This window comes from Neisseria sp. HMSC058F07, assembly GCF_001810035.1.
In the GTDB taxonomy this organism is placed as follows: Bacteria; Pseudomonadota; Gammaproteobacteria; order Burkholderiales; family Neisseriaceae; genus Neisseria; species Neisseria perflava.
Map to the genome: position 1 here is coordinate 1 of NZ_KV799671.1, position 7,096 is coordinate 7,096.

13 protein-coding genes are annotated in these 7,096 nt (G+C 41.9%); 6 read left to right on the forward strand and 7 right to left on the reverse strand.

All coding sequences use genetic code 11. The features are described from left to right. The 5 genes from HMPREF2696_RS11670 to HMPREF2696_RS02155 all read left to right on the forward strand — a co-directional run. A partial coding sequence (locus tag HMPREF2696_RS11670) for an RHS domain-containing protein (RefSeq protein WP_210383751.1) occupies window positions 1-478 on the forward strand: 478 nt, incomplete at its 5' end. Window positions 479-493: 15 nt separating this feature from the next. Continuing rightward, window positions 494-835 (forward strand): RHS repeat-associated core domain-containing protein, encoded by a 342-nt coding sequence (locus tag HMPREF2696_RS11675; protein ID WP_210383752.1) that lies wholly within the window; start codon window positions 494-496, stop codon window positions 833-835. 18 nt (window positions 836-853) lie between these two features. After that, entirely contained in the window at window positions 854-1,117 is a 264-nt protein-coding gene (locus HMPREF2696_RS11450) for a hypothetical protein (RefSeq protein ID WP_141744544.1), read from the forward strand. A gap of 110 nt (window positions 1,118-1,227) precedes the next feature. Beyond that, complete coding sequence (locus tag HMPREF2696_RS11975) at window positions 1,228-1,518, forward strand: pentapeptide repeat-containing protein (RefSeq protein ID WP_224783370.1); 291 nt, start codon at window positions 1,228-1,230, stop codon at window positions 1,516-1,518. A 459-nt stretch (window positions 1,519-1,977) separates the two neighbouring features. After that, window positions 1,978-2,460, forward strand: coding sequence for an Imm26 family immunity protein (locus HMPREF2696_RS02155; protein WP_004520529.1), 483 nt, complete (start codon window positions 1,978-1,980; stop codon window positions 2,458-2,460). 935 nt (window positions 2,461-3,395) lie between these two features. On the opposite strand, the gene HMPREF2696_RS11120 is transcribed toward HMPREF2696_RS02155, so the two are convergent. Continuing rightward, complete coding sequence (locus tag HMPREF2696_RS11120) at window positions 3,396-3,530, reverse strand: hypothetical protein (protein ID WP_004520532.1); 135 nt, start codon at window positions 3,528-3,530, stop codon at window positions 3,396-3,398. A 79-nt stretch (window positions 3,531-3,609) separates the two neighbouring features. Between HMPREF2696_RS11120 and HMPREF2696_RS02160 the strand changes: the two genes are divergently transcribed. After that, entirely contained in the window at window positions 3,610-4,038 is a 429-nt protein-coding gene (locus tag HMPREF2696_RS02160; RefSeq protein ID WP_004520533.1) for a LysR family transcriptional regulator, read from the forward strand. Window positions 4,039-4,112: 74 nt separating this feature from the next. On the opposite strand, the gene HMPREF2696_RS02165 is transcribed toward HMPREF2696_RS02160, so the two are convergent. The 6 genes from HMPREF2696_RS02165 to HMPREF2696_RS02190 all read right to left on the reverse strand — a co-directional run. Further along, window positions 4,113-5,153 carry an LLM class flavin-dependent oxidoreductase gene (locus HMPREF2696_RS02165; protein WP_004520534.1) on the reverse strand — a complete coding sequence of 347 codons (1,041 nt, stop codon included), beginning with the start codon at window positions 5,151-5,153 and terminating at the stop codon, window positions 4,113-4,115. Window positions 5,154-5,164: 11 nt separating this feature from the next. Next, a complete protein-coding gene (locus tag HMPREF2696_RS02170; RefSeq protein WP_004520535.1) occupies window positions 5,165-5,455 on the reverse strand; it encodes a hypothetical protein in 291 nt (96 codons plus the stop codon). A 46-nt stretch (window positions 5,456-5,501) separates the two neighbouring features. Next, window positions 5,502-5,837: a thioredoxin family protein gene (locus HMPREF2696_RS02175; RefSeq protein ID WP_004520536.1), complete on the reverse strand. Its 336-nt coding sequence runs from the start codon at window positions 5,835-5,837 to the stop codon at window positions 5,502-5,504. 92 nt (window positions 5,838-5,929) lie between these two features. Further along, window positions 5,930-6,430, reverse strand: a complete 501-nt coding sequence (locus HMPREF2696_RS02180; protein WP_224783358.1) for an OsmC family protein — start codon at window positions 6,428-6,430, stop codon at window positions 5,930-5,932. Window positions 6,431-6,508: 78 nt separating this feature from the next. Then, window positions 6,509-6,781 (reverse strand): aldo/keto reductase, encoded by a 273-nt coding sequence (locus tag HMPREF2696_RS02185; protein WP_004520538.1) that lies wholly within the window; start codon window positions 6,779-6,781, stop codon window positions 6,509-6,511. Continuing rightward, window positions 6,781-7,096 (reverse strand): NAD(P)H-dependent oxidoreductase (locus tag HMPREF2696_RS02190; RefSeq protein WP_249967824.1); only part of this gene is annotated, 316 nt, incomplete at its 5' end. The genes HMPREF2696_RS02190 and HMPREF2696_RS02185, both read right to left, overlap by 1 nt.

Below are 7,096 nucleotides of genomic sequence, written 5' to 3' on the forward strand. Positions count from 1 at the left end.
GCACGACCAACTGGTTAAAGCCGAAATCTTTAAAAAAGACGGTACGAAAGAAACTTGGGTGTACAGCTACGACGCCTTGGGCAGAAGGATAGGCAAAGGCTGTTTGAAAAACGAAGAAGTTTCAGAAACATCATTCCAGCATGATTTAAGCGGGAACGACCTCGAAAACCAAACCCGCTTCGTTTGGGACGGCAGCCACCTCTTGCAAGAAATCCACCCGAACGGCAGATATACCTATATCTACACCGATCCCGACAGCTACGAACCCTTGGCACAGGTACACAACCACACCAATGCCGAGGGCGAAAGCCGCCAACAAATCTACTACTTCCACTGCGACCAAATCGGCATCCCAAGAGAGATGACCGATAAGGACGGTAACCTCTTGTGGTTCGACAACTACACCGGCTGGTGCCTTCTGAAAGAGGAAACCAAGGTAACGGATAGCGCATACCAACCATTCCGATTACAGAACTAGTATTGCGACCGTGAAATGGGGTTGTATTACAACTTCTTCAGGTATTATGAGCCTGATGTGGGTCGGTTTGTAAATCAGGATCCGATTGGGTTGGGAGGTGGAAGTAACTTTTATCAATTTTCGACAAATATACAAAATATGATGGATCCTTGGGGATTAAATGCTGTTAGCATATCCAAAGGGGCATTGTCTATGATTGTAATTGATACAATGACTCCAGACCCCACTGATGCGGCATTGCCTAAATGGATTGCATATGGGGGCTTGGAGCTGCCGCAACAGGTGTCGTTGCATCATCGGAGAGCGATACATGTACAGGAAAATGCCAAGAAGAAAAAAAACGTAAGAAATGTTTAGATGCAATAGCAGACAACAATGGTTACAGCGAAAACATCTTATCTAACATTACAAAAAAGTGTTTCCATCCCTGCTGCTGCGAGATACACAGCATTGATTGAAAAAGGTAGTATTGCCCCTCCAGTTAAAATGGATGGAAATACTATTGTAGATGGTAACCATAGAATGGTAGCCGGATTATTGTGTAATCAAATACCTGCCAGTACACCAGGAACTGCTCCATTATCTAAACCAAGAATACCTTTGAGAGATATACAACTAGACCCTATAGATTGGTGGTAATAAAAATGATATCAAATGACATTCAAGAATTACTTAAAAATATTACAAAGTCTCTAATTAAAATCGAAACAAAAGAATTAGATGTCTTAATTCCTAGACAGTTAATCCATATGGATAATATTGATTTTCACAGATACGAAATATCCCATAGGGAAATTGGAAGTCTTAAATTTTTTTTCTGTTCATTTCGTGGCGCTTTCATAAGCTATAGTTCCTTTACTAATTGTAATTTTATTAATTGTTCTTTTATTACGGCAATAGTTTGTAATACAAAATTTACTAATTGCACATTTATTAATTGTGTATTCAGATCAATGCATATACAAGATAATTTAATATCTAATTGCTCTTTTCAAAACTGCTATATAGAAGATAATATATTTTCTACAAATGAAATATAATTTATTACAATGTTGAACAAGGCATCCGAGCCGCCTTTTAGGCGGCAACAGCAGTAATTGCCTCTAGAGGCCATAAGGAGTATGTAGCAAACCAGAATCAGAGAAAACTGACCCCTGCTATTGTCCGCCAGGTACTTGTGGAATTGTTTATCTGAGGACACATCCTAAAACTGGCGAAAAATATGTAGGCCGAGCCAAATCCTCAATAAGATATTTTGCCAGGCAAAGAGAACATAATAGAGCATTCAGAGCAACTCACAGGTTTACCTTACTTGGGCAAACTAAATCTGGTCAATGTCTAGACCGATTGGAAGAAGATCACATTAGATTACAAGGCGGTATCAAGAGTCGAGGAGGACCTTTGGCCAATAAACGTCATCAGATGTCTGAACCTCGCTACCGTGCAGCAGGTGGAAAAATTCCCATGCCTTATTGAATTACAGAAAGGAACTTTAAAAAATGGCAAGAAAAAAACAGAAATGGCAGGTAGGCGATTATTTTGGCATTCCCATAGAAGATGATTTTTTAGCTGTTGGACAGATTCTTGGAAAATATGATTGGATAGGTGTAGCCTGCTTAATTACCAAAATGAAAATTTCCTCAAAAAACCTTCCTTTATATGAAGATATAAAAATAGATAAAAACGATATTATTGCTGCTATGTTTATTACTGAAGAATCGTTAGATAAAGGATTCTGGCCAATTATTCAAAAAGGTATAGTAAATAAAAATATACTGAAGCAATATTTTCCTAATATTGACTTAATTGAACAAGGAAATATTATTGGTATTAATACCGAAGGTTCAGCTATTATTGATGGTTTTATTAAAGCTTATTTTAGTCTAGCACCTTGGGATGACTGGCATGACCCCGAATACCTTGATAAACTTCTTATTTCTCCCGACAAAAAACCTGAAAATCTCATCTATAAGAACAAATGATCTATTTGTCCTGAAAGTAAAATGCTTCGTACTATTTGAAAAGCCTTCACGTAGCTTTCCAAATCTCGGTGTTAACGATGGCTTTATTTTGATTTCAGTTTGAGCAAGTTTTTTTTTAGATCGATCGTATTAGTTGTCTCAAGTTACAAGGATGGTTCAGCTTTTTTTGGTATAAACCCTCCGGGTACGACTGAAGCGGAAGCCTTAAGAAAATGTTAAGAACGAAGAAATTTACAATGTCTAAATTCTAATAGACAGGAGGCCGTCTGATATTCAGATGGCCTTTATAAATTAGCTATATGCTATGAGTTGAAGGTACTTAGTATCGTAATAAGTTTTCTACCCTCAACCCTACTACTACTCAATAATTAAGTAGTAGAGTTACAGCCAAATCTCTCTTAAAACCTATTGATTTTATACTAAAAATTGGAGTACTATGAGCACACTCTCTTGAGTACCATTAATTCTCATTTGACATATAGGAACAAAACAGCGGAATTTGTAGAAGAATAGGGAAAAGGAAATTAATTTATATTATGTTAAATTCATAACTCTACGATTTTAGTCTGCTAACTCCTGTTTCTTCAGTAGTACAATTACTTATATAAGCGCAAATCGACGCTGCCATCACAGTGGTTCAAACCTGGAATCGCAAAGAAACGGGAGAACTCTTCTGCGCCTTCGGCGTTATAAAGTAATACGTCATCGACCCTTTGGAAAGCACGATATTGCGTGCGTTTGGCTCGGCGGTTTGTGAATCTGTCAGTTTCCAACCGCGCCAACCTTCTTGGTTGATACCGCTATCGTAGAACCAGCCATTATAAATAGTTCGCCATGGCTATTTTTCGGACCACCGATGTAAAACAAAAAAAAACAGTCCGCAACTTCACTTTAAAGTTGCGGACTGTTTTTTTGTTTGGACTAGATTGAATGAATTAACCCAAGCTAGCTACTTTTTTCAACAACGCATCTGCCGCTAAAATTCCAAGATTATTTGATGCCAGCGGGCTGTCGCCAGTTAGCACATTACGATCTTTGTTTACTTGGCCGGTAATGTCTTCATTCAACACTTTGATGCAGTATAACCCTAGTATTCTGACTTAAAAATTAATAAAATAAGAATAAACTATTCTGAAAAAAGGAATAATAGTGAATAAACTAGAAGCCCTTCGCTATTTTTGCTCCGCTGCCGAAACCTTTAATTTTCGTGAAACCGCCCAGCGGCTCGCCGTTTCGCCTCAAGTCGTCACAAGAATGATCGCCGATCTCGAAGCCTTATTAGGTGAAAGTTTGTTCAAACGTAACACGCGAAACATCAAGCTCACTGAATTTGGCGAACAATTTTTGCCGAAAGCGACGCAATATTTGGCGGAAAGCGAACGGCTATTTGCTAAAAACAATGTAAAAGAAAAAGCAATGCAAGGTGTGGTACACCCTGCCGCCAATGCTTATAACGATGAAATTCTGTTTGAATTATTGACCGCACTTGAGCCCTACTCCGACATTGTGATTGATTGGCGGGTGGGAATTGATAAGCTCAAAAGTGTGGATGACCAAGCGAGTGGTGTGGGTGTATAACAAGTTGAAGGAGATGTTATTGTCGAAAATGGTTTAGGCATAAAACATGGCGAGATGATCTCGCCATGTTTTTATCACGATTGCTTATCCACAATCGATTTTAACATCGTATAAGATTGGGCTTGTTTTTGTTCATCAAAAATATAACTCACCGCCATAATTTCATCAAAATGTACCCGTTCACGCAGTTGCTTGAGTTGAAATTCCACACTTTCAGGACTACCGATAAGCGAACAAGCAGTCATTTGTTCCACTACGGCACGCTCTTGATTGTAAATCGGGATTTCCTCAAAATCGACTGGGCCAAAGTGTGGTTTCTTTTGGGCATGCATTTGGGCTTTCCAAACGTCTTCTTCTGACGCCATCGGTGGTTGTAAATTTTGTTGCGCATTAGTCACTATATTTAAGAAAAATAGTGTTTGTGTCGTCGCGAGTTGTCTCGCTTCGTTATCGGTTTCTGCAACAATCGCGTTCACACCTAAGATGACATAAGGTTCAGCAAGATAGGTAGAAGGTTTGAAGTTTTTGCGGTAAATCTCCACTGCCATTTCCATCATACGTGGCGCAAAGTGTGAAGCAAATGCATAAGGCAAGCCAAGTTCTGCCGCAAGATAGGCACTTTCAGTGCTAGATCCTAAAATATAAAACGGTATATTCAAGCCGGCAGAAGGATATGCAGAAACAGGGTTAGAATCTTTAAAGTAACCGCGAAGTTCCGCAATTTCCGCAGGGAAATCCAGACTTTTTCGTCCTCGACGAAGTGCCGCAGCCGTTTGCATATCAGTTCCTGGCGCACGTCCTAAACCGAGTTCAACACGGTTTGGATAAAGCGTCTCCAGTGTGCCATATTGCTCGGCCACCACATAAGGCGAATGATTCGGTAACATCACGCCGCCCGAGCCAACGCGCAAGGTCTTCGTATTGGCTAGCGTATGTTGAATTAAAAGTGCGGTCGCTGAACTCACCAAATTTTTCATATTATGATGCTCAGCAATCCAATAGCGCTCAATGCCAATGCGCTCCGCGTGTTTTGCAAGATTCACCATCGAATCGACCGCTTGCAAATAAGTTTGCCCTTCACGAACGGGGGCAAGATTGAGAATGGAAAGTTTCATGGTGTTACTCCTTATTGATTGAGCAAAGTGAAATCCAACATCACTTTCCCAATATGCGTGCCTTTGTCCATTTCTATATGGGCTTTTGCTACGTATTTAAAATCAAATACTTGATGAATAATCGGTTTGCCGATTTCACCATTGCCGAGTTTTTCCCAGAGCTCGTTGCATAAGGATTGGGTGATTTCTGCCTTAATAAAATCAATGCCCATTTCTGACAGTTTTTGTACTACCTGCACCGATTCGCTTTCGTCAAAACCGCCTTTTTGGAAGTCCGCCGAATTGAGTTTTACGCCTACCAAGAAATCTTTATCAAGACCGCAGCCGTCTGAAACATTGATAGACCGGTTACTGATATCCGCTTTCTGCTACTTTTGTCCATTTTGCCAATGTCTGCTTCATCTGTGCCTGAGGGATGAAGCGGGCCATCCGTTCTACTTCCTTGCCTTGATAAAACAGCAGCCATGCAGGTACGGTCAGCACGTGGAAACGTCCGGTCATTTCGGGTATTTCAGCAATATCGGCTTTTACGGCATACACATTTCCTTCCTCCGCCAAAGCTGAGTCAAGCTGGGCGCCCACGACCGTACAAACACCGCAGATTGGGGCTTTGATGTACAGTGATACTAAAGGGTATGTGGCGATGGCCTGTTCGATGTCTTTCAAAGTGTGCAGTTGTTGCATGCCATGTACTCCTTTGAGCGATTAAGCCCTTTTCTAGTTGTCCAGAAAAGGGGCTTTTAACGAAATGAAAACAAGAAAACGTTTTGAGTCGTCTAGATTTTTTCCACAACCACTTTTGCCCGCGCTTTCAGGCTGTTCAACACTGGGGAGGTGGCGGCTGAGCGGTCGGCGAAATTTTGCAGGGTAGGAAGGTCGGCGTCGGCTTTTACTTTTATGGTTAGCACCAGATTATCCAGTCCGCCGTAGCCATCTTCCATGCCGAACAGTTTGGCCATGTCGATACCGCCGCTTGCGGATATTTCAAACTGTTCCAGTTTCACGCCTGCCAATGCTGCTTGCAACTCGAAACCTATGGAGCAGCAGCCTGCCGCAGCGCTGATCAGGTATTCCACCGGATTTGGGGCGGCGTTTTCACCGCCCATGTTTTTCGGTTCGTCTGTGGTAAAGGCAGGGAAGCGGCGCACGGAGATTTCATTCTTCGTGCCGGATACCCAGCGCGAATCGGCGCGTAATACTGCCTTGCCTTTTGCATGGTCGTTTTCAACCGCTGCCATGGTGGTTCGGAAACGTTCGATATCTAACCCGTTAATCATGTTTTGTCCTTTCATATGATGAATTGCAGATGGTTTTTCGCTACACTTACACGCCCATTTTCCACGCGGAGATGCGCTTCAAATTATCCACCGTGTCGTGATTGACGATGGCGGCGAACGTGCTGTCCAGTTTGGCAATTTCAGCTTGTCTTCATCGCTGAGAGCAAAATCAAAGACATTCAGGTTTTCCGCCATACGTTCGGGTTTGGTGGATTTTGCCAATACAATGATGCCACGTTCCACCAGCCAGCGGGTAATCACTTGCGCCACGGATTTGCCATATTTCGTACCAATTAGCGACTGACAAAATGGTGGGCAAAAGCCCACCGCTTCAAGTTGATGTTTTATCATTAACCGAACACTTTTTTCAAATGTGCTTGGTAGTCTGCGAAGTATTGTTCTACTTGTGGATTTTTAACTACATCGTTACATGTAAATGTCGGTAGACGGGTCAAACCGATGAACTCGTTGAGTTTGTGGAAAGGCATGTACACAGCATCCACATCTTTGCCTTCAAAGAAGTCGCCTTCACGGGTGAACGCTTCAATCGGCGCATTCCAAGTAAGCGAAAGCATGTGTTTTTTGCCTTGCAATAAACCACCTGTACCGAAGCCTTCGGTCGGGCTGACACGATGACGGCCATCACTGTGGTAAAGCTTGCCGTGT